The organism is Ensifer sp. ENS08 (genome assembly GCF_014852195.1).
Taxonomy (GTDB): Bacteria; Pseudomonadota; Alphaproteobacteria; order Rhizobiales; family Rhizobiaceae; genus Ensifer; species Ensifer adhaerens.
On sequence record NZ_JACVBF010000001.1, the window covers coordinates 113020 to 132325 of the forward strand.

The following is a 19306-nucleotide window of genomic DNA, read 5'->3' on the forward strand; positions in this document are numbered from 1 at the left end:
GTAGGGAGGGGGCGATGTCGTTGCACGAGGCACAGGCGAGCGATTTTGCTCCCGACTGGCCGGCGATTATCGCCGTCGTTCTCGGTGTCACCGCCTTCTCGGTGGCGCAGGGGCTCACCTATCCGCTGATCTCGCTTTCGCTTGAGAGCCGCGGCGTTTCGGCGGGCATGATCGGCCTCAATGCCATGGGCTTTGCCGCCGGTCTCGGTGTTGCGACGCTTATTCTAGGGCGGCTGACGCGGCTCGCCTCGGCCGACAAGCTGATCATCGCCAGCCTCATCGGCTGTTCCATCTGTCTCGCGACACTTGCCTCGACGTCGGAACTCGTCATCTGGTTTATCGCCCGCTTTGCCCTGGGTTTCTTCGTCAGCATGGTCTTCATGCTTGGTGAAGCGTGGCTGAACACCGCCTGCCCGGACCGGCTGCGCGGCCGCGTCTCCGGCCTCTATGGGGCCGGCATGTGCGGCGGCTTTGCGGCCGGTCCGCTGGCGATCCCGTTGCTCGGCACCAGCGGCGGTCTCGGCTTTGCCCTCTTGGCGATCTATATCGCACTCGTCGCCTTCCTCACTGGGCTGCTGACCATGGGCGCCCGCACCCGGCCCGAGCCGTCCTCGACGCGGGACCTCTTCGCCTTTTTCGGGAAGGCGCCGATGCTGATCCTCATGGTGCTGATGTTCGGATTTGCCGATATCGCCGCGATCTCGGCGATGCCGGTCTATTTCGTCAAGACCGGTCACAGCCAGGCCTTTGCCGCGCTGAGCGTAACGGCGCTGGCGATACCGACAGCTGTGGCACAGCCTTTCATCGGCGTGCTTCTCGACCGCCTGCCGCGCCGCCGGGTGGCGATCTCGGCGGCCGCGATCGCTGCCAGCGGCTATCTGCTCGTGCCGTTGCTGTCGTCCGATATCGCTCTGCTTCTGACCTTCGCCTTCATCGGCGCGGCGAGCTTCGCGCTCTATACGGCGGCGCTCACCATGCTCGGGGAAGAGTATCGCGGCAGCATGCTGGTTGCCGGCAGTGCCGCCTTTTCGCTCGCCTATGCCGCCGGCAGCGCGGCTGGATCCGGCGCGACCGGCGCGCTGATGAACTTCATCAACCCGATCGCTGGCCCGATCGGCGTGGGCGTCGTGCTGGTGGTCTTCACGCTTGCCTTCGCGCTCAACGGCCGACGCTAGCCCTCCGCGCAGATCCGGGCGAGAGCCTCGCTGAAGATGCGGGCGGCCGGCCCGAGCGGCTCGTCGATCCGATGAACGAGATAGGCTTCGGCCCCCACCTGGCTGTTGCGGCCAAGGGCGGCCGTCGGCATGCGCACGAGCCGGCCTTCCGCAAGGTCGCGCTCCACCTGCCAGAACGGCAATCGACCCCAGCCGAGGCCCGAGCGGATCATCGCATGCTTTGTGTCCTGGCTGCTGACACGGCAGGTTTGCGGCGAGAGCACGCCGTAGTCGCGCCCGACCGTGCGCTGCGACTGATCCGACAGGACGATCTGCAGATGGTCCGCAAGCTCGGCATTGTCGAGCACGTCTCCCCCTGCGCGCAGCCCCAAGGGATGATTTGCGGCAACGACCGCGACGAGTTCGACCGTCGCAAGCGCCCGACGGGCGATCGCCGGGTCGCGGAAATCTTCGCCGACAGTGATGCCGAGCGTGAAGCGGCGATCGACCAGGCCGTCGAGCGGCCCACCGAGCGGCAGGACCGCAAGCCGGATCGACACATCCGGATAGGCGCCGCGCATCTCCTTCAGCGCCAGGCCGACGGTCTCGATCGGAAACAGCGTATCGACGACCAGAGAAAGCTCAAGCTCGATGCCTTCGCCGAGCCCGCGTGCCCGGGCGCGCATCGCGTCCACCCGCAACAGGATGTCGCGCGCATTGGCGAGCAGCGCATGCCCTTCCGCCGTCAGGACCGGCCGGTGGCCGGACCGGTCGAAAAGGCCGACCCCCAGTTCGGCCTCCATGTTGGCGATGGCGTGGCTGACGGCCGATTGCACCCGTGAGAGCCTGACGGCGCCGGCGCGGAAGCTTCCGCTTTCGGCGACGGTCACGAAGGTCCGCATCTGATCGAGAGTAAGGGCATCGAGCATGATCGATTCCATAGATCATCTTGATGAAAATTATATCACTCCAAGAGATCGAGAAAAGCACCCATCTTTTCTGTGAACGGCAATGCCGCCCACAAAAAGGAAACCGAAATGACCAAGGTGCTCGTGCTCTACTATTCCTCCTACGGCCACATCGAGACCATGGCGAAGGCCGTCGCCGAGGGTGCGCGCACCGCCGGCGCCACCGTCGCGCTCAAGCGCGTGCCGGAAATCGTCCCGGAAGCCGTGGCCGTCAAGGCCGGCTACAAGCGCAACCACGATGCACCGGTGGCAACCGTCGCCGAACTGCCCGACTATGACGCGATCATCATCGGCACGCCGACACGCTTCGGCAACATGGCCGCCCAGATGAAGAACTTTCTCGACCAGGCGGGTGGGATCTGGGCACGCGATGCCCTGGTCGGGCGTATCGGCAGCGTTTTTACCTCGACCGGAAGCCAGCATGGCGGCCAGGAATCGACGATACTCGCCACGCATACCGTACTGCTGCATCTCGGAATGGTGATCACCGGCCTTCCCTACAGCTTCAAAGGCCAGATGCGCATGGACGAAATCACCGGCGGATCACCCTATGGCGCCTCGACGCTGGCCGATGACGGCAACGGCGGCGACCGGCAGCCGAGCGCCAACGAACTGGAAGGCGCACGCTTCCAGGGGCGCCACGTGGGGGAACTGGCGGCAGCGCTGGTTGCCGGACGCACCCGCGTTGCGGAGATCGCCTGATGGCCACGGCCGCAGCCTTTGTTCGCGAAAGAACCGATTGGTCGGGCGTGATGACCGTTGTTGCGGCCGGCGTGGTCGCGGCGATGCAGGTGGGCAAGGGGCTGATTGCCGGCCCGCTGCTTCAGTCCCATCTTGGGCTCGACCTCTCCGCCCTCGGCTGGATCACCTCCGTCTTCGCAGTCGTTGGCGTCGTCGGGGGCATGGCAGCCGGCGCGTTCGTCACAGCTGCCGGCGACCGGCGCCTGCTTGGCATCGGCATGGCGCTGCTGGCGTTCGGTTCCTTTGCCGGCGCGGCGAGCCCAGCATTCACGCTGCTTCTGCTGTCGCGCATCATCGAGGGCTTCGGCTTTCTGCTTGTCGTCGTCGCCGGCCCCGCCATCCTCATGCGCCTGGTGACGCAGGAGCGCAGCGACCTCGTCTTTGCGCTCTGGAGCTGTTTCATGCCCGCGGGCATGGCGATCGCCATGCTGACGGGGCCCGCCTTTGCCGGTTGGCAGGCGATCTGGTGGAGCAACGGGCTGCTCACGCTTGCGAGCCTCGCCTCCATCTTCCTGGCCGTGTCGCCATCCCGGCAAGCGCCCCGTGTCGCCACCCGCTTCCGGGATGATGCCGCGGAAACGCTGACGAGCCGCGGGCCCGTGCTGCTCTTCGCGCTGTTTTCGCTCTACAGCCTGATGAGCTTCACGCTTTCCAGCTTTCTGCCGATCCTGCTGATCGAGCGCCTGCAGGTCTCGCTTGGAACCGTTGGCCTGTTGAGCGCCGTCATCACGCTGGTGAACGTCTTCGGCAATCTGGCCGCCGGCCATCTTCTGTCCCGCGGTTTCGCCCGCGGCAGGCTAGTCGCAAGCGCCGCGTTGCTGACCGGCGTGTCCGGCCTCTGGATCTTCCTGAGCCCTTCAGGCGGACATCTGATCCTGGCGCTCTGCCTCCTGTTTTCCGCGATCGGCGGGCTCATTCCGGCGACGCTGATCTCATCGGTGCCGCTCCTGTCGCCACGTCCGGCGCTTGCGCCGATGGCGATGGGCCTGCTGATGCAGGGCAGCAATCTCGGGCAACTCGTCGGCCCCGTCGCGGTCGGAACCGCGATCGAGTTCTACGGATGGACATCGGGTGCGGCTTTTATCGGCGCCAGTGCCGTTCTTTGCATCGGGCTGACGCCCACACTCGAACGGACGCTACGGGAAAGCAGGCCGGAACGCTGACAGGGACCGCAGGCAACAAAAAACCCACCGGCAGACGCCGGTGGGCTTCGCTTTTTTACGTTCGGGTCGCCGGTATCAGACGAACTGGCTGAGACCCGGAACCGAAGCGACGACTTCGTCGACCACGTCTGCGCCGGCCTTCTCCTTGGCGAACGCGATGGTTTCCTTTGCAAGTCCGGTGATTTCACCCATGCCGAGGCCCTGGCTCATCAGCTGCTGGCCGAGCGCCATGACGCCGCCACCACCGATTGCCGACATCAGACCGCCGAGCAGGCCGCCGCCGCCCGTGCCTTCGCCGTTGTACTGAGCGATCAGTTCGGACGCGCCCGGGATCGCTTCAATCATCTGGGCAACCGGACCGTCGGCGGCTTCGCGCTGCAGGAAGCCGAGGATCATGCCGACAGCCTTTTCGGCGGTTGCCGGCTCGATGCCGACATTTTCAGCAACGCGCGTGACCAGTTCATTCATGGAGAAACTCCCTCATTTTGGATTTTTGACGTTGACGTCAAGGTAAATGATCGCCCACCAAATAACAAGCCGTGAGCCGTGACTATCGACCTATCGATATCGCCGCATTCCGGTCGCGGATAGGCACAGCCTTGTTGCCGGGCGCAACCGCACCACCTATAACAGAAATCCAGGCACATTTCGATGACGGCGCGCCCCTGCGACACTGCGAACCGCCCGCTTTCATTGATGAAACGGAGATGAAGCCCACATGTTGGAAGAAGGCAAGCTCTTTATCGGCACCAGCCGCAAGCCTGATGATTCGATCAACAAGGGCGAGTATCTGGAGCTCAAGTTCGGCAATCGACACGGCCTGGTCACCGGCGCCACCGGCACCGGCAAGACGATCACCCTGCAGGTGCTTGCCGAAGGCTTTTCCAACGCTGGCGTCCCGGTCTTCTGCGCCGACGTCAAGGGCGACCTCTCCGGCATCGGCGCGATCGGCGAGGCCAAGGATTTCATCCTGAAGCGTGCCGAACAGATCGGCCTGCCGACCAATCCTTACGAGTTTCAGGAATTCCCGGTCATCTTCTGGGATATCTACGGCGAGAAGGGCCATCGCGTTCGCACCACCATGTCGGAGATGGGCCCGCTGCTCCTGTCGCGGCTTATGAACGCGACCGACGCGCAGGAAGGCGTGCTCAACATCGCCTTCAAGATCGCCGATGAGGGCGGACTGCCGCTCCTCGACCTCAAGGATCTGCAGGCGCTGCTCAACTACATGGGCGACAATGCCAGCACGCTCTCCAATCAGTTCGGTTTCATTTCCAAGTCCTCGGTCGGCTCGCTTCAGCGCGAGCTGCTGATCCTCGAACAGCAGGGCGCCGAACATTTCTTCGGCGAGCCGGCGCTGAAGATTTCCGACATCATGCGCACCACCAATGACGGCCGCGGCGCGATCTCGGTGCTGGCGGCCGACAAGCTGATGATGAACCCGCGGCTCTACGCCACCTTCCTGCTCTGGCTGCTGTCGGAACTGTTCGAGGAGCTGCCGGAAGTGGGCGACCCGGACAAGCCGAAGCTGGTCTTCTTCTTCGACGAGGCGCATCTGCTCTTCAACGACGCGCCGAAGGCGTTGATCGAACGCGTCGAACAGGTGGTGCGCCTGATCCGTTCCAAGGGCGTCGGCGTCTATTTCGTCACCCAAAACCCGCTCGACGTGCCCGACACGGTTCTCGGTCAGCTCGGCAACCGCGTTCAGCACGCGCTGCGCGCCTATACGCCGCGCGACCAGAAGGCGGTGAAGACCGCCGCCGACACCTTCCGCCCGAACCCGGATTTCGACTGCGCCACGGTGATCACCAATCTCGGCACCGGCGAGGCTCTGGTCTCCACGCTCGAAGGCAAGGGCGCGCCCTCGATGGTCGAGCGTACGCTGGTGCGACCGCCGCAGTCGCGCGTCGGCCCCCTGACGGAGGCCGAACGGAAGAAGGTCATGGACGTGAGCCCGGTCCGTGAGCTTTACGATGAGGATTTCGACCGTGAATCCGCCTACGAAATCCTGGCGGCGCGCGCCAAAAAGGCAGCCGACGCACGGGCCGAGGCACAGTCTCAGGCCGAGCAGCAGACGAGCGAGGCGAGCACCGGCGGCAGCCGCTGGACGCTGCCGGGCTTTGGCGACGACGATCAGGCGGCACCGGCCGGCAAGCAGGCGCGCCCGCGCAGCTCCGGCTACCAGCGCGAGACGGTCGTCGAAGCGGCGATGAAATCGGTCGCCCGCACAGTCGCGACCCAGGTCGGCCGCGCCCTGGTGCGCGGCATCCTCGGCAGCCTTAGCCGACGCTAACCAGGACCGGCCGACGCGGCCCATCCGTTCCCACGCGCCCTGACCAAATCAGGGCGCGTCGTCATTTCTGGAGCATCCGCATGGATGTGAAGGATTCAATCGGCGCCATCCCCAAGGACGGCGAAAACGTCACCCTGATCAAAGACCTGAATGTCAAGGGAACCTCGACGACGCTGAAGCGCGGGACGATGGTCAAGCGCATCCGCCCGCGATGAAGTCGAGTGCCGCGTCGAAAAGACCAAGGGTCGGGTGATGCGCACCGAATTTCTGAAGAAGGCTTAAGGCCCGCGCGGGATGCCGGAATGGCACGGCGAAATGACCCGACGGCCCGCCGTGCCGATCAATGCCGTGTCTTGTCAATGCCGTGTGTTGGGGAGGGTGAAGCGCTCAAGCGGCGCCCGCTCACCGCAACGGCGGCCCGCTGGGTGGCGGCGTATTCGTCCGTCAACTCCAGCAGAGCCAAGGCGATCTCGTCCCAATGCCACCCTACCCGCTCGGCGAGATCCGTCAGTAGTTGGAACTCCTCGCGCAATGCGGTCGCGCATTCGAGCTCTCGCTGCGCAAGCGCGCAGGTTCTGGTTTTCGGCCTGGCGATCATCCTATTTTACCTCCTGCTCATCAACTCCTCAGCCCGAGCATAGGTTCCAGCAGCTCCCAGTCGAAGCATAGGTTCCCGCGCCGCGGCAGGGGAACCAATCGGTCGCCGGACCGTTGGCTAGGGACAGGAGGTACTGTCATGAAGAAAATCATCCTAGCCGGTTTTGTGGCAAGCCTTGCCTTTTCCGGCGTCGCCCTGGCTCAGACCACGACGGTCATCGTTCCCGGCGAGGTCAAAACCTACGTCCTTCAGCAAACCAGCCCATCCGTGACCTATGACGGCACTGTCGTCGTGGGCGAACCCCTGCCCGACACGGTCGAGGTCTACCCGATCCCGCAGCAACCGACCTACGGCTATGTCGTCGTCAACCAGCAAAGGGTGCTGGTTGATCCGCAGAGCAGGCGGGTCATCGAGGTTCTGCAGTAGACCGGCACAACATGCCTGAAAAAAGAAGCCCGACGGAGACCGCCGGGCTTCTTTCAACAGGGGATCTGAGAGAACTCAATCTGAGAAACTTAGGCGACGGTCAGCTTGACGTCGATGTTGCCCTTGGTTGCATGGCTGTAGGGGCAAACTATATGCGCCTTCTGGACGAGATCTTCGAGCACGGCCTTGTCGACGCCCGGCGAAGAGATTTCGAGCGCAGCGTCGATGCCGAAGCCGGTGCCATCCTCGCGCGGACCGATGCCGACGGTTCCAGTCACCGTGGTGTCTTCCGGAAGCTTTACCTTCTCCTTGCCGGCCACGAATTTCAGCGCGCCGAGGAAGCAGGCCGAGTAGCCGGCTGCAAAGAGCTGCTCGGGATTGGTGCCGCGGGCGCCGTCGCCGCCAAGTTCCTTCGGAACGGTGAGCGTGACGTCGAGCACGCCGTCGGCGCTTTTGGCCTGGCCGGCGCGGCCACCGGTTGCGGATGCAGTGGTGCGGTAAAGAATGGGCATTGGCGGGGTCTCCTTTGCGTTTCCTGAGTGAATGCGATTTAGATAGCGCAAAATTCAATTGTACGCAAATTAATTTTGCAAATTGCATTTCGAGCGTCTTTTTGCGACAATGGCGCATGACGAACAAGGCGGCACATAGCGACACCATTCCCGAGGAAGCACTCGCGCTCGGCAAGCAGCTGTGTTTTGCGGTCTACTCTGCGGCGCATGCATTCAACCGCGCCTACAAGCCGCTGCTCGATCGTTTCGGCCTCACCTATCCCCAATATCTCGTGCTCCTGGCGCTCTGGCAACAGGACGAGATGACGGTCAAGCGGATCGGCGAGGAGATCGGTCTGGACTCAGGCACGTTGTCGCCGCTTCTCAAGCGCCTGGAGGCAGCCGGTTATGTCGGTCGCCAGCGCGACCCGAGCGACGAACGTCAGGTGATCGTGCGGCTGACGGACAAGGGCCAGGACCTGAAAAACGAGGCTTTCGGCATCCTGATCGGCATCAGCAAGGCCTCGGGATGCAGCCTGAAGCAAGCAGAAGACATTCGCGAGACGCTGCATCAGCTGACGCGGCAGCTCAATGCCGGCCCCGGCGAGGATTGACCGACCTGCCTTCCGCTAGACGCGGTGGGGGCTGTGCAGAAACGTGAGGGGCGGATATCCGCCCCTGCCCGTCATCAGATAACGAGGATCGGCGCCTTGCCGCGGACGCGATCGTAGAGATCCATGACGTCCTGGTTGAGCATGCGCACGCAGCCCGACGAGACCGCCTTGCCGATCGACTTCCATTCCGGCGTGCCGTGAACGCGGTAAAGCGTGTCCTGGCCGTTCTGGAAGATGTAGAGCGCGCGCGAACCAAGCGGATTGTTGAGGCCCGGGGCCATACCGCCGTTCTGGGCCGAATAGGGCTTTAGCTGTGGCTGGCGGGCGACCATGCTGTCCGGCGGGGTCCAGCGCGGCCACTTCTGTTTCCACTGGATGACGCCGCGACCCGACCAGGCAAAACCCTCGCGACCGAGGCCGACGCCGTAACGCAGCGCCCGGCCACCCGGCTGGATGAGATAGAGGTAGCGGTCGCCGGTATCGACGACGATCGTGCCCGGCTGCTCGCCGAAGGGATCGCTGACCTCCTGGCGGTAGAAGCGCGCGTCGATCTGGCGATAGGGAATTTCCGGCACCTGATAGCCACTGTCGCTCACAGAGGCATAGATGTCCGAGACATAGAGGCCCTGCGGCGGAAGACCGGTTGGAACTGGCCCTGGGCCATCCTGCCTTTCATAGATGCCTTCGGCGCGCGGATCGGTAAACCGTCCCTCGACCGCTGGATTGCGGAACACCGGCGCCGTCTCATAGCGAAAGACATCCGTGTTCATCGACGAAGTGCAGCTCGCAAGACCGGCGGAGGCGAGCGCCACGCCGGACGAGCGAAGAAACTGGCGACGGGAGAAAAGGACTGAAGAGGACATCGAACTCTGGGGGCTTGAGTGCGGCATGAGGAGTGCTGCATGAATTTGCTTAACGAAATGCTACGCACAGCCCCCACGGATTGGGGCGATGCTTGCATTTACGGCTGGAACGAAGCTTGCGTCGCGAGGGTGGCAGGGCTCAAACGCTGTGGATACTGAACCGCGGCTGCAGCATCAGCGCCTCGAAATCCGGAGCCGAGAGCGGCCGGCTGAAGAAGTAGCCCTGAATTTCGTCGCAACCGCTCTGGCGCAGGAATTCCACCTGGGCCTGGTTTTCCACACCCTCGGCAATGACACGAAGGCCGAGGTTCCGCGCAAGCGAAATGATCGCGGCGGTGATCGCGTTGTCGTCCAGATCCGTCGGAATGTCGGCGACGAAGGACCGGTCGATCTTCAGTCGGCGCACCGGGAAGCGCTTGAGCGCGCTCAAGCTCGAATAGCCGGTGCCGAAATCATCGATCGCCAGGTGCACCCCGATCGCCTGCAGCTCGTGCATGGTGGCGATCGCGCCAGGGACATCCTGCATGATCAGGCTCTCGGTCAGTTCCAGTTCGAGGCAGAACGGGTCAAGCCCGGTCTCTGTGAGAATCGCCGCGACATGGGCGGCCCAGTTGCGCTCACGGAACTGGCGCGCCGAAACGTTGACGCTGATGATCAGCGGCGGCAGGCCGGCATCCTGCCAGGCCCTGGCCTGGCGGCAGGCCGCGCGCAGCACCCAGTCGCCGATCGGCACGATCAGCCCGGTTTCCTCGGCGAGCGGAATGAACGCCGCCGGCGAGACCGTGCCGCGTTCGGGGTGGCGCCAGCGCAGCAACGCTTCGGCCGCGAAAACGCGGCCAGTCGCCAGATTCATCTGCGGCTGGAACTGCAGGAAGAACTCTTGCCGCGCGAGCGCCTGGCGCAGCTCCTCCTGCTGCTTGAGCTTCTCATGCGCCTTGGCGGCCATCTCTTCGGTGAAGACCTGCAGGTTGTTGCGGCCGAGCTCCTTGGCCCGGTACATCGCCATGTCGGCATTGGCGAGCAGTTCGCCGACCGTCTTGCCCTGATTGGGAAAACAGGCGACCCCCATGCTGCAGGTGACCTGCAGGCTGCGGCCCTCGATCTGCATCGGCGCGGCGATCGCTCGCCGGATATCCTCGAGCCGAGCCAGCACGATATCGCGCTCGCAGGGAAGCCCGTTCAAAAGCAGGATGAATTCATCGCCGCCGACCCGCACGACCATGTCGGACTTGCGCACCGAAGCGCGCATGCGCGAGGCCGTGACCTTCAAGAGTTCGTCGCCGGCGGCGTGGCCGAGCGTATCGTTGACCAGCTTGAAATTGTCGAGATCGAGGAAGGCGAGCACCGCCCACTGGCCGCTGCCGCGCAGGGCTTCCAGCGCCTCGGCGACCTGTTCCTCGAACTGTGCGCGGTTGGGCAGACCGGTCAGCGCGTCGTGGTGCGCCATGAAGCTGATGCGATCTTCCGCCTGCTTGCGCTCGATCGCGATGCCGGCGAGATGCGCCGCCATGGCGATCAGTTCCTTTTGTCCGTCGTCGGGCACGCCGACGACATCTGAATAGAGCGCGAAGGTGCCGAGCACCTTGCGCTCGCGCGAATGGATCGGGGTCGACCAACAGGAGCGGAAGCCGTAGGGAAGCACCAGCTCGCGATAATCGTCCCAGAGCGGATCGACCTGAATATCCGAGACGATCACCTGTTCGCCGCGCCAGGCGGCCGTGCCGCAGGAGCCCATGCGCGGGCCAATTTCGACGCCGTGGATGGTCGCGCAATAGGCCTCGTCGAGGCTTGGCGCTGCGCCGTGGAAGAGATACCGGCCATCGGGCGACAGCAGCAGCACCGAGCCCTTGATGCCCGGCATCAAGGCTTCGATCAACAGGATCATGTCGCGGAAGAAGGCATCGAGCGGCCGGCCGTTGGCGATCATCTCAAGCAGGCGCGCCTGCCCTTCGAGCAGCCGCTCGGCCGCCTTGCGATCGGATATGTCACGCGAAACGCCAACGATGCCGACGATCTTGCCGCTCTTGTTGCGCAGCGGCACCTTGGAGGTCATCAGCCAGCGATCGCGGCCCTTGCTGACGATGGCCCGTTCCTCGATGCCGAAGATCGGCTCGCCGGTTTCGATGACGCGACGCTCGATGTCGGCAATCGCCTTGGCCATCTGCGGCGGATGGAGATCGAAATCGGTCTTGCCGACGATATCCTTCATGGCTTCGAGCCCGTTGTCGGCAACCGTCACCTGATTGGCGATCAGGAACCGCCCCTCCACATCCTTGGCGTAGATGTAGTCCGGCACGTGGTTGATGATCGTCTCCAACCAGTAGTGGCGATCGGCGATATCGGGTTCGCTCGGAAAGATGCGCGCGACCTCCTCGGCCAGCCGATTGCTGGCGTCGATCAGGCGGCGCGTTTCCGCGTTGCCGCCGGCATTGAGAGCGGCATATCGCGGATTGCGGGACGTGTTCTTCGCCAAGCAAGGCCTCCCGACGCTCTTCGCCGCGTCGCTGGTCGATCTTTCCCCACTTCACGTTAGACGAGCAAGAGTTAGCTCTTCCTAAATAACTGTAGAAAAATCGTGTAGAGGTTGCAACGGTCAAGTTGCAAGAGGCGATAGAAGGGGTGGACGACGCCACCCCTTAATGTCCGCTCAGGACAACCGCCGGCGCACCGGTGCAACGCGCATCAGCAATTGATCGACGATCACCATGACGACGATCGCGATGCCCGTCAACGGAAACGCCAGCCCGAAGACAATGGCCATGACCCACAAGCCCACATAGACGCTGCGCCGCGGCGGCATCGGGGGCACGCCGATGCGTCCCGCCGGGCGCCGCTTCCACCACATGATGACGGCGGAAAGGGAAACGAGCACGATGGAAATGCAGGCGGCCAGCATCAGGAGCTGGTTGACGCGCCCCCATTCCTGCCCCTTGTGCACGTTGATGCTCCATTCGATGGCCTTTCCGAACGCCGGGTAATCGCCAAAGGAAATGTCGACGAGAGGCTTCCCGGAATATTGATCGATATGGATCGTGCGCTCCCGCGCAAGGTCGGCGGGAAAGATGGCGGCCGTATAGACGGCAGTCTCGTCGAGCGGGATCGCGAGCTCGTAGCCGGGCAGCATGCCCTCAGCATCCGCGATCGCGACGGCGCGATCGATCCCGACCGGCTCGCCCGCGCCACCGCTGGACGCCGGAACCGGCGCGTTTTCCATCAGCCAATTGGCCCTGGGCAACACGTCGGTCGACACCTTGCTGGAGGTCGGGACCTCATCCCAAAGCGCTGCCGGATAGCCGAGCCCCATCGCCGTCAGCTTGCCGTTGACCGTTGCACCCCAATAGCCGGACCACAGAAGCCCGGAGAAGGCGAGAAAGACGATCAGCAGGCCGGCGCCGATACCGGTCACCGCATGGAGATCGCGCCAGAACACCCGGCGTGCCGGCGTGCCGCGCACGGTCAACACACCGCCGGTCTGCTGGCGCGGCCACCAGAGATAGATGCCGGTGAAGACCAACAGGATGGCAAAGCCCGCAACGATCTCGATGATTGTTTCGACCGACTTGCCGAAATAGTCGAGGCTGTGCAGGTCCTCGACCACCCGGTTGAACTCCTCCGATGGCGCGACCCGGTCGAGGATCGCGCCGGTGTAGGGATCGACGAAGACCAGCATGCGCGCCTTGCCGATGCCGACAGTGACGCGTGCGGAGCGATCCACGCCGGCCGGCGTGCGATAGGAGACGGCAGCGCTGCCGGGCACGGACTCCACCGCCGTCGCGACGATCGCCGAGGGCGACATCCGTTCGGCGCCCACTGCCACGACGTTGCGGTAGGCAAAGACGGTATCGTCGATCTCGTCGTTGAACAGATAAAGCCCCCCGGTCAGCGCCAGGCTGATCATGAAGGGGATGACGAGCAGGCCGGCAAAGAAGTGCCAGCGCCAGATGGCACGGTAGAGCGAGATGCCGCGCTCTGTGGCCGCGGGGCTGTCCACGGCATTGGTGAAGGATGCGGTTGTCATGGTTTTCTCCGGGAAGGACCGTTTGCACGGCTTCGCCTCTTGGTGATCGGGACGACCGCCGATCACGGCAATGCGCGTCGAAGATGGACGCCCCAAGGCCAATCAGCTGTCGTTCAAGCGCGTATCAGGCGGAGAAAACCGTTGGTGGCGCCCTTGGCCCTGCTCCGGTTAAGAGCACCGAGCGAACGAAACCGAAATCGCCGGCTGGAACGGAAAGCGGGCGCGCGCGGGCTTGCGACGGCAAGACGATCGGGTAAGGCGCCGGCAGGTCGGCGGGCGCAACCAGGCAGCAGGACTGGCAGCCGTGGCCCTTCGTGCCACCTTTTCCATCGGGATCGTCGTGGCCAGAGAGGCAAAGATCGGCAAGGCTGCCATCCGGGAGGGCGTAGGCGATAGCATCCGGCGACCGCGGCATGGCGGCGGCCGGTTGCTGGATCAAGGCCGAAACGACGAGAACCAGCGCGCAAAGCATGCGCGCCGCCAAGTTCGTCAACCGATCCCCTAAAAGCCCTGCCAAATGCATCCCCAAATCGACGGGCGACAGCTAAAGATCTGCGACCGCAAACGCAAGTCGGCAAAGCGCCGCACGGACCATCAAAAGATTTCATGTGTGCTATCAGCGCCGCCCGCTTCCGTCACTCCCGATGCTTGCCTAAGACAGGCGACAACGCAGCACGGGAGGAACACGGCATGCTGACGATCTATGGGGTTTATCGCTCGCGCGCATCGCGCAATTACTGGATGGCGCGGGAACTCGGCATCCATTTCCAATCGGTACCGGTCATCCAGGCACGCCGCGTCGCCGATCCGTTGGCTGCTGATGCGCCGATCAACACCAAGTCGCTCGCCTTCCTCGCCGTCAATCCGATGGGGCTGATCCCGGCGATCGAGGATGATGGCGTGGTGCTGACGGAATCGCTTGCCAACAATCTCTATCTCGCGCGCAAGTATGGCGGCCCACTGGCGCCTGCCGATATCGCCGAGGAAGGCTTGATCGGCAACTGGACGATGTGGGCGGCGACCGAGGTCGAGCCGCACACCGTAGAGATCATCCTGACCTACGACTACGGCGCCGAGAACACGGATGAAGGCAAGGCGATGATCGCCAGATGCGTGACGTCGCTCGACAAGGTCTTTGCCCGCATGGAAAGCCACCTCGACGGACGCGACTATCTCGTCGGCGATCGCTTCACCGTCGCCGACCTCAATCTTGCGGAGGTCTTCCGCTACGCCATGAGCCAGACGCAGCTGTTCGACAAGCATCCGCGGGTTTCGGCCTGGCTTGCCCGTTGCCATGCCCGCCCGGCCTTCAAGGCGATGATGGAAGAACGCCTGAAAGAACTGGCGGACTGAGCGGTCAATAAGGGGGGCCTCCCTGCGATCAGCCCATGGTCGCCGCGTCGAAGCGAACGCGCGGCGCCTTGATGTCGAGCAGGCGCATGCCCTCCTCCACCTCATCACGAACCCAGCGCTTGAACGCCTTGGCGGCGTTGCTTTCGCGCCGTGACGGCGCGCTGACGAAGTAGTGGCCGAAGCCCGTCGGCACCCGGATGCCGAACGGTACCACAAGGCTGCCCTGCGCGATCGCAAAGCCGGCGAGTGTCTGCCAGGCGAGCATCACCCCCTGCCCGGAGATCGCGGCATCGAGCACCAGCGACGCCTCGTTGAATGTGTGGCGCACGTTCACTTCCGCGCCCGAGAGCCCGACTTCGCGGAGCCACACCTCCCAGCTGAACATCGAATGGCCGTCGATAACAGCGGGCAGTTTTAGAATATCTGCAGGCTTCCGAAGCCCTTCGGCCATGGCCGGCGAACAGACCGGAAAAACCTCCTGCTGCAACAGCGGCTCGGATTTCACGCCCGGCCACTCGCCCGTACCAACGCGAATGCCGACATCCACATCCGACGTGTCGAGATTGACGAGCTTTGTGGTCGCGTCGATGCGCAGGCGAATGTCGGGATGGCGTTCGGCAAAACGGTTGAGCCGATAGACCAGCCAGCGGGCGGCAAAGACCGGCGCGACCGAGATGGTCAGCACCGACTCGTCGCGGCGGCGCGCTGAAGCCACGGCCTCTGCCAGCTCGTGAAAGGCGTTGCTGATGCGCGCGAGGAAGCGCTGGCCGAAATCGGTGGGCACGAGGCCGCGCGGGGTGCGCTCGAACAACACGCGGCCGAGCTGGGCCTCCGCCTTGGCAATCTGCTGGCTGACGGCGCCAGGGGTCACGCCCAATTCGTCCGCCGCGGCGGCCAGCGATCCCAGCCTGCCGGCAGCCTCGACGGCGCGCAGCCCGTTCAAATGTACCGTGTTCAGATCTCTCATATAGTTTTTCTAAACACGATCTCTGCCATTCTCAATTGAAAAGATGACAGGACAGGCGGATCATCCAAGCATCGAAAGGATGGTCCGCCATGTTTAGGCTTCTCTCGAAACTGACGCCGCTCAAAACATCCGACGACCGAAAGGACGATGCGCCGCTCGCCTGGGCGCGCGATCCGCTGCAGCATCCGGATCTCGAACGGATGGATGGGCGCGAACTCGGTGACCTGCCCTTCCCGGGCTGGCCGTGGCCACGCACGGCGGAGTGCACCGGCAGCCGCCTCTAGGACCTGCGGCTTTGAAGCTGCACTATGATATGCTGGCCGGATGAGCGACGATCTCGAGCGCAACTTCATCCGTGTCATCAGGCTGGCGGAGGCCGCAGGCCTGCCCGAAGTGACGATCGGCACGTCCTACGGTACGCCGGCGCTGCTGGTGAAAGACAAGAGTTTTGTGCGCATGAAGGATGGCGAGACGCTGGTCGTCATGTGCGCGCTCGAAGAAAAGGAAATGCTGCTGGAGCTCGACCCGGGGCTCTACTTTCAAACGGATCACTACAAGGGCTGGCCCGCTATGCTGGTGCGGCTTTCGGAAATCGACGACCAAAGCCTAACCGGGCGACTGGTTGCCGCCTGGCGCGAGAAGGCGCCAAGGCGGCTCGCCGCGAGCTTCCTCGAGCCAGGTCAGGCTCCGCCGCCGACCTTGTAGACCAGACAGACCTTGCCACCATCCAGCCGCTTCACGTTATCGAGCTGCACATGATGGCGCTCCGCCACGGTGTCGAACAGCGCCTTGCCCTTGCCGACCACGAGCGGGTGGATGGTGAGACGCAGTTCGTCGATCAGGCCGTGGTCCATCAGGCTCGACACCGTGCGCGCGCCGCCGACGACATAGATGGTGCGGCCCGGCGCCTGCCTGAGCGTCTCGATTTCGGAGACGTCGCGCACGATCCTGGCGTTTTCCCATTCGACGTCGGAACGGGTTTTCGAGAGGACATAATGCGGCGTGCCAAGCGCAAAGTCCGCATATTCGATTTCTTCGGGCGTCGGCAACTGGCCGGTGAACTCCAGCGGCGCATGCGGGTCGCGCTTGATCGCGCTCCAATACTGCTCGTAGCCCGAATACATGCCGTTCCCGAGGACGCAGGCGTCGATCTCGGGCAGGAGGTCGAACGTATCCGACCAGGAATCGACCCAGTCCGTATAGCCATCCGGCCCGTCGATCAGACCGTTGATGGACATCTGCATGCCTGCAACCACCTTGCGCATCGTCATTGTCTCCCTGTTGGCGTTACACGCCAAGGACGCGCGGCAGACAGGAAGCCCGACATCCCAGGCAAAATAATCCTGGCTACGCGGGGGACGTCGCCCAACGGACGGCTCTTCCATTTCCAAGCCGGCGCCTATACCGGTTAAGCGAACAGCCGGACAGGTATTTCCATGATCGTTCGCAACCGCCCCACCCTTTTGAAACTCTTCTTCATCCTCCGGGGTTCGGTCATCCAGCGGATCTTTCCGCAAGTGCTGTTCGTCTTTGCGCTCTCCGCCTTCGTCGTCTGGGCGCACCACGTCGATCCCGGCCTGGTGCCGAGCGTCAGCAGCGGCCCCTTCGCGTTGCTCGGCATCGCGCTCTCCGTGTTTCTCGGCTTCCGCAACAATGCCTGCTACGACCGCTGGTGGGAGGCGCGGAAAGACTGGGGACAGTTGATCTTCACCGCACGCGACCTCGCCCGCCAGACGCTGATCCTTGCCGGAACCGAGCGGCAGCGCCTGCTCGACATCACGATCGCCTTTGGCCACGCGCTGGTCTGCCATCTGCGGCCGGGAAGCGATGTCGGCAGACCGCTAGCGCGGCTGCCGACAGATCTCGTTGCCGGCTACAAGGCAAGCCGCAACGGACCGGACTTTCTGCTGCGCGAAATGGGCGGCATTCTCGCCGGACTGCACGGAACCGGCACGATCAGCGACTTTCAGTGGGCGCAGCTGGATGGCACGCTCGGCAAGATGTCGGCCATGCTTGCGGCCTGCGAGCGGATCCGCAACACCCCCGTGCCGTTCGGCTATACGCTGCTCCTGCACCGCACCGCCTATCTCTTCTGCTTTCTGCTGCCCTTCGGCTTTGCCGATGCGCTCGGCTGGGCGACGCCCTTCGTCACCGCGCTTGTCGCATACACCTTCTTCGGCCTCGACGCGCTCGGCGACGAGCTGGAGGAGCCGTTCGGCGTGTTGCCGAACGACTTGCCGATCGTTGCGCTTGCCGAGACCATCGAAATCAACCTGCGCGAGGCGCTGGGCGAGACCAACCTTCCGCCTCTACCGCAGCCGAAGAACTACATCCTGATGTAGCCGCAACTGCCGAGGCGTCAGACCTTCAGCATCGCCAGCACCCGAGCGACGGCCGGACGTGCCGTCATGCGGTTGCGGTGATCGACGATTTTTGGGAAGCGCGCGGGATCCACACCGTCCGGCTCGATCCAGCCGGCGACGGTGAAGAGATAGGGATCGGCGATCGAATAGCTGTCGCCAAAAACGAACGGCCCTTCGAACATCTTGCTTTCGATCAGTTCGTAGCAGGCGGTCATGTTGGAGGCGACCTTGGCCTTCATCGCCTCATGCGCGGCCGGATCGTCGGCCCAGCGTGCGCCACGGCGGCCATGGGCGTGGGCAATATGCACCGTCGAGCAGAGGTAATTCAGAAACGACTGCAACTGCGCGAAGGCGAAGGCGTCGTTCGCCGGAGCGAGCTTCGCAGCTGGAAAGGCCTGCGCGATGTAGGTCAGGATTGCCGGCGTTTCGGTGATGACGCCCCTGTCGGTCACGAGCGCTGGGACCCGCGCCTTCGGGTTCACCGCGAGATAGTCGGGCTTGGTCTGCTCGGCTGTCGAAAAATCGACACGGCGCGCCTCGTATTCGGCGCCCGCTTCTTCCAGCGCGATATGCGAAGCCAATGAACAGGTTGCGGGGGCGTAGAACAGTTTCAACACTTTGAGCTCTCCTCTGCGATCATGCGGACCGGTTGACGTGATGTCGATGGACCGAACCGGCTCTGTCAATTCCATGGATAGAAGCGGCATGCGCGCGGAGAACCGCACGCTTCCTGCCGTGTCGCTCCAAAGCAAAGACCGGCTGCAGAAGAAAGGAAGTCACCCCGATTGACAAGCAGAAGTGGCAAGGCGCCACAGATCGCTGCCGTCCGCCGTCGTTTAGGGGTGCCCGGCAGGCTACAACTGCCGGGCCTGCACGTTCACGCGACCAGCGGCTCGCTGCAGCCGGGTACGTCCTCCAGGCGATAATAGACGGGAATGCCGCGCTCGCGGGCAATGCGCACGTCGTTATCGGCCCCCTTGCTGTCGCCCGGCAGGCGCAGAACCGCCTCGCAAAGCGCCAGCAACCGGCCCGCCACAGGATGAAAAATCTCCTCATAGAGATCGTCACCGATCCGCGCACCGCCAGCCGCATGCCACACCGGCAGCGCCACCCACTCGCCGATCATCGGCACGTGGCCTGCCTTGAACAGCGCATAGGACGGCTCTTCCAGCCGCTTCAGGTTGGCGGCCATTTTCGCCGGGTCGTCCCCGGTTCCCGAACGATAGGGGCCTGCGATCAAGATCAGCATTTTTCTCTCCCGAGATGCTATGAACGATCCAGATTATTCTGGAAT

Annotated in this window: 22 protein-coding genes and 1 pseudogene; 11 read left to right on the top strand and 12 right to left on the bottom strand. The window is 63.7% G+C overall.

Annotated features, from left to right (window positions below; all coding sequences use genetic code 11):
* Window positions 1–14: 14 nt before the first annotated feature.
* On the top strand, window positions 15–1175 hold the full coding sequence (locus tag IB272_RS00590; protein ID WP_060584251.1) for an MFS transporter: 1161 nt from the start codon (window positions 15–17) through the stop codon (window positions 1173–1175).
* Here IB272_RS00590 and IB272_RS00595 read toward each other — a convergent pair.
* Complete coding sequence (locus IB272_RS00595) at window positions 1172–2083, bottom strand: LysR family transcriptional regulator (protein WP_034789456.1); 912 nt, start codon at window positions 2081–2083, stop codon at window positions 1172–1174. The two genes, IB272_RS00590 and IB272_RS00595, sit on opposite strands and share 4 nt — an antisense overlap.
* 108 nt (window positions 2084–2191) lie before the next feature.
* Between IB272_RS00595 and wrbA the strand changes: the two genes are divergently transcribed.
* Together wrbA and IB272_RS00605 are read left to right on the top strand one after the other, a co-directional pair.
* On the top strand, window positions 2192–2824 hold the full coding sequence (wrbA, locus tag IB272_RS00600; protein WP_060584369.1) for an NAD(P)H:quinone oxidoreductase: 633 nt from the start codon (window positions 2192–2194) through the stop codon (window positions 2822–2824).
* Entirely contained in the window at window positions 2824–4026 is a 1203-nt protein-coding gene (locus IB272_RS00605) for an MFS transporter (RefSeq protein ID WP_060584249.1), read from the top strand. Before wrbA ends, IB272_RS00605 begins: the two co-directional genes overlap by 1 nt.
* A 75-nt stretch (window positions 4027–4101) precedes the next feature.
* Here the strand turns inward: IB272_RS00605 and IB272_RS00610 are convergent, their stop codons facing one another.
* Window positions 4102–4494 carry a hypothetical protein gene (locus IB272_RS00610; RefSeq protein ID WP_034789243.1) on the bottom strand — a complete coding sequence of 131 codons (393 nt, stop codon included), beginning with the start codon at window positions 4492–4494 and terminating at the stop codon, window positions 4102–4104.
* Between the two features lie 250 nt (window positions 4495–4744).
* Between IB272_RS00610 and IB272_RS00615 the strand changes: the two genes are divergently transcribed.
* Both IB272_RS00615 and IB272_RS00620 read left to right on the top strand, forming a co-directional pair.
* Window positions 4745–6319, top strand: coding sequence for a helicase HerA-like C-terminal domain-containing protein (locus IB272_RS00615; protein WP_060584247.1), 1575 nt, complete (start codon window positions 4745–4747; stop codon window positions 6317–6319).
* An 80-nt stretch (window positions 6320–6399) separates the two neighbouring features.
* A pseudogene (locus IB272_RS00620) lies at window positions 6400–6601 on the top strand (PhnA domain-containing protein).
* 58 nt (window positions 6602–6659) lie between these two features.
* On the opposite strand, the gene IB272_RS00625 reads toward IB272_RS00620, so the two are convergent.
* Window positions 6660–6917: a hypothetical protein gene (locus tag IB272_RS00625; RefSeq protein ID WP_060516252.1), complete on the bottom strand. Its 258-nt coding sequence runs from the start codon at window positions 6915–6917 to the stop codon at window positions 6660–6662.
* Window positions 6918–7055: 138 nt separating this feature from the next.
* Between IB272_RS00625 and IB272_RS00630 the strand changes: the two genes are divergently transcribed.
* Window positions 7056–7343 carry a DUF1236 domain-containing protein gene (locus IB272_RS00630; RefSeq protein ID WP_060584245.1) on the top strand — a complete coding sequence of 96 codons (288 nt, stop codon included), beginning with the start codon at window positions 7056–7058 and terminating at the stop codon, window positions 7341–7343.
* A gap of 89 nt (window positions 7344–7432) precedes the next feature.
* On the opposite strand, the gene IB272_RS00635 is transcribed toward IB272_RS00630, so the two are convergent.
* Complete coding sequence (locus IB272_RS00635) at window positions 7433–7855, bottom strand: organic hydroperoxide resistance protein (protein WP_043610962.1); 423 nt, start codon at window positions 7853–7855, stop codon at window positions 7433–7435.
* 116 nt (window positions 7856–7971) lie between these two features.
* On the opposite strand from IB272_RS00635, the gene IB272_RS00640 reads away from it, so the two are divergent.
* Window positions 7972–8448, top strand: a complete 477-nt coding sequence (locus IB272_RS00640) for a MarR family transcriptional regulator (RefSeq protein ID WP_060584243.1) — start codon at window positions 7972–7974, stop codon at window positions 8446–8448.
* 74 nt (window positions 8449–8522) lie between these two features.
* Here the strand turns inward: IB272_RS00640 and IB272_RS00645 are convergent, their stop codons facing one another.
* From IB272_RS00645 to IB272_RS00660, 4 genes are all read right to left on the bottom strand, one after another.
* The gene (locus IB272_RS00645) at window positions 8523–9311 is read right to left on the bottom strand and encodes a L,D-transpeptidase family protein (RefSeq protein ID WP_034789236.1); all 789 of its coding nucleotides are present in this window, start codon (window positions 9309–9311) and stop codon (window positions 8523–8525) included.
* Window positions 9312–9450: 139 nt separating this feature from the next.
* A complete protein-coding gene (locus IB272_RS00650) occupies window positions 9451–11784 on the bottom strand; it encodes an EAL domain-containing protein (protein ID WP_060584241.1) in 2334 nt (777 codons plus the stop codon).
* A 174-nt stretch (window positions 11785–11958) separates the two neighbouring features.
* Window positions 11959–13329, bottom strand: coding sequence for a PepSY domain-containing protein (locus IB272_RS00655; protein WP_060584239.1), 1371 nt, complete (start codon window positions 13327–13329; stop codon window positions 11959–11961).
* Between the two features lie 124 nt (window positions 13330–13453).
* On the bottom strand, window positions 13454–13822 hold the full coding sequence (locus IB272_RS00660; protein ID WP_162732970.1) for a hypothetical protein: 369 nt from the start codon (window positions 13820–13822) through the stop codon (window positions 13454–13456).
* Window positions 13823–14019: 197 nt separating this feature from the next.
* Between IB272_RS00660 and IB272_RS00665 the strand changes: the two genes are divergently transcribed.
* Complete coding sequence (locus IB272_RS00665; protein ID WP_034789232.1) at window positions 14020–14682, top strand: glutathione S-transferase family protein; 663 nt, start codon at window positions 14020–14022, stop codon at window positions 14680–14682.
* Window positions 14683–14710: 28 nt separating this feature from the next.
* On the opposite strand, the gene IB272_RS00670 is transcribed toward IB272_RS00665, so the two are convergent.
* Complete coding sequence (locus tag IB272_RS00670) at window positions 14711–15649, bottom strand: LysR substrate-binding domain-containing protein (RefSeq protein WP_060584235.1); 939 nt, start codon at window positions 15647–15649, stop codon at window positions 14711–14713.
* An 89-nt stretch (window positions 15650–15738) separates the two neighbouring features.
* On the opposite strand from IB272_RS00670, the gene IB272_RS00675 reads away from it, so the two are divergent.
* Window positions 15739–15933, top strand: coding sequence for a hypothetical protein (locus tag IB272_RS00675; RefSeq protein ID WP_034789229.1), 195 nt, complete (start codon window positions 15739–15741; stop codon window positions 15931–15933).
* A 40-nt stretch (window positions 15934–15973) separates the two neighbouring features.
* The gene (locus IB272_RS00680; protein WP_060584234.1) at window positions 15974–16354 is read left to right on the top strand and encodes an MmcQ/YjbR family DNA-binding protein; all 381 of its coding nucleotides are present in this window, start codon (window positions 15974–15976) and stop codon (window positions 16352–16354) included.
* Here the strand turns inward: IB272_RS00680 and IB272_RS00685 are convergent.
* Window positions 16330–16914, bottom strand: a complete 585-nt coding sequence (locus IB272_RS00685) for a dihydrofolate reductase family protein (protein WP_060584364.1) — start codon at window positions 16912–16914, stop codon at window positions 16330–16332. The genes IB272_RS00680 and IB272_RS00685 overlap by 25 nt on opposite strands.
* Window positions 16915–17085: 171 nt before the next feature.
* Between IB272_RS00685 and IB272_RS00690 the strand changes: the two genes are divergently transcribed.
* The gene (locus IB272_RS00690; protein WP_060584232.1) at window positions 17086–17991 is read left to right on the top strand and encodes a bestrophin family protein; all 906 of its coding nucleotides are present in this window, start codon (window positions 17086–17088) and stop codon (window positions 17989–17991) included.
* Between the two features lie 17 nt (window positions 17992–18008).
* Here the strand turns inward: IB272_RS00690 and IB272_RS00695 are convergent, their stop codons facing one another.
* The gene (locus IB272_RS00695; RefSeq protein ID WP_034789436.1) at window positions 18009–18629 is read right to left on the bottom strand and encodes a glutathione S-transferase family protein; all 621 of its coding nucleotides are present in this window, start codon (window positions 18627–18629) and stop codon (window positions 18009–18011) included.
* 260 nt (window positions 18630–18889) lie between these two features.
* Window positions 18890–19261 carry a hypothetical protein gene (locus tag IB272_RS00700; RefSeq protein WP_060516262.1) on the bottom strand — a complete coding sequence of 124 codons (372 nt, stop codon included), beginning with the start codon at window positions 19259–19261 and terminating at the stop codon, window positions 18890–18892.
* Window positions 19262–19306: the final 45 nt, after the last annotated feature.

Coding starts and splice junctions, on each gene's coding strand:
- IB272_RS00635 (WP_043610962.1), bottom strand. CDS start 7,855: ATGCCCATTCTTTACCGCACCACTGCATCCGCAACCGGTGGCCGCGCC.
- IB272_RS00605 (WP_060584249.1), top strand. CDS start 2,824: ATGGCCACGGCCGCAGCCTTTGTTCGCGAAAGAACCGATTGGTCGGGC.
- IB272_RS00630 (WP_060584245.1), top strand. CDS start 7,056: ATGAAGAAAATCATCCTAGCCGGTTTTGTGGCAAGCCTTGCCTTTTCC.
- IB272_RS00670 (WP_060584235.1), bottom strand. CDS start 15,649: ATGAGAGATCTGAACACGGTACATTTGAACGGGCTGCGCGCCGTCGAG.
- IB272_RS00610 (WP_034789243.1), bottom strand. CDS start 4,494: ATGAATGAACTGGTCACGCGCGTTGCTGAAAATGTCGGCATCGAGCCG.
- IB272_RS00645 (WP_034789236.1), bottom strand. CDS start 9,311: ATGTCCTCTTCAGTCCTTTTCTCCCGTCGCCAGTTTCTTCGCTCGTCC.
- IB272_RS00685 (WP_060584364.1), bottom strand. CDS start 16,914: ATGCGCAAGGTGGTTGCAGGCATGCAGATGTCCATCAACGGTCTGATC.
- wrbA (WP_060584369.1), top strand. CDS start 2,192: ATGACCAAGGTGCTCGTGCTCTACTATTCCTCCTACGGCCACATCGAG.
- IB272_RS00690 (WP_060584232.1), top strand. CDS start 17,086: ATGATCGTTCGCAACCGCCCCACCCTTTTGAAACTCTTCTTCATCCTC.
- IB272_RS00640 (WP_060584243.1), top strand. CDS start 7,972: ATGACGAACAAGGCGGCACATAGCGACACCATTCCCGAGGAAGCACTC.
- IB272_RS00675 (WP_034789229.1), top strand. CDS start 15,739: ATGTTTAGGCTTCTCTCGAAACTGACGCCGCTCAAAACATCCGACGAC.
- IB272_RS00615 (WP_060584247.1), top strand. CDS start 4,745: ATGTTGGAAGAAGGCAAGCTCTTTATCGGCACCAGCCGCAAGCCTGAT.
- IB272_RS00625 (WP_060516252.1), bottom strand. CDS start 6,917: ATGATCGCCAGGCCGAAAACCAGAACCTGCGCGCTTGCGCAGCGAGAG.
- IB272_RS00680 (WP_060584234.1), top strand. CDS start 15,974: ATGAGCGACGATCTCGAGCGCAACTTCATCCGTGTCATCAGGCTGGCG.
- IB272_RS00700 (WP_060516262.1), bottom strand. CDS start 19,261: ATGCTGATCTTGATCGCAGGCCCCTATCGTTCGGGAACCGGGGACGAC.
- IB272_RS00655 (WP_060584239.1), bottom strand. CDS start 13,329: ATGACAACCGCATCCTTCACCAATGCCGTGGACAGCCCCGCGGCCACA.
- IB272_RS00665 (WP_034789232.1), top strand. CDS start 14,020: ATGCTGACGATCTATGGGGTTTATCGCTCGCGCGCATCGCGCAATTAC.
- IB272_RS00590 (WP_060584251.1), top strand. CDS start 15: ATGTCGTTGCACGAGGCACAGGCGAGCGATTTTGCTCCCGACTGGCCG.
- IB272_RS00595 (WP_034789456.1), bottom strand. CDS start 2,083: ATGCTCGATGCCCTTACTCTCGATCAGATGCGGACCTTCGTGACCGTC.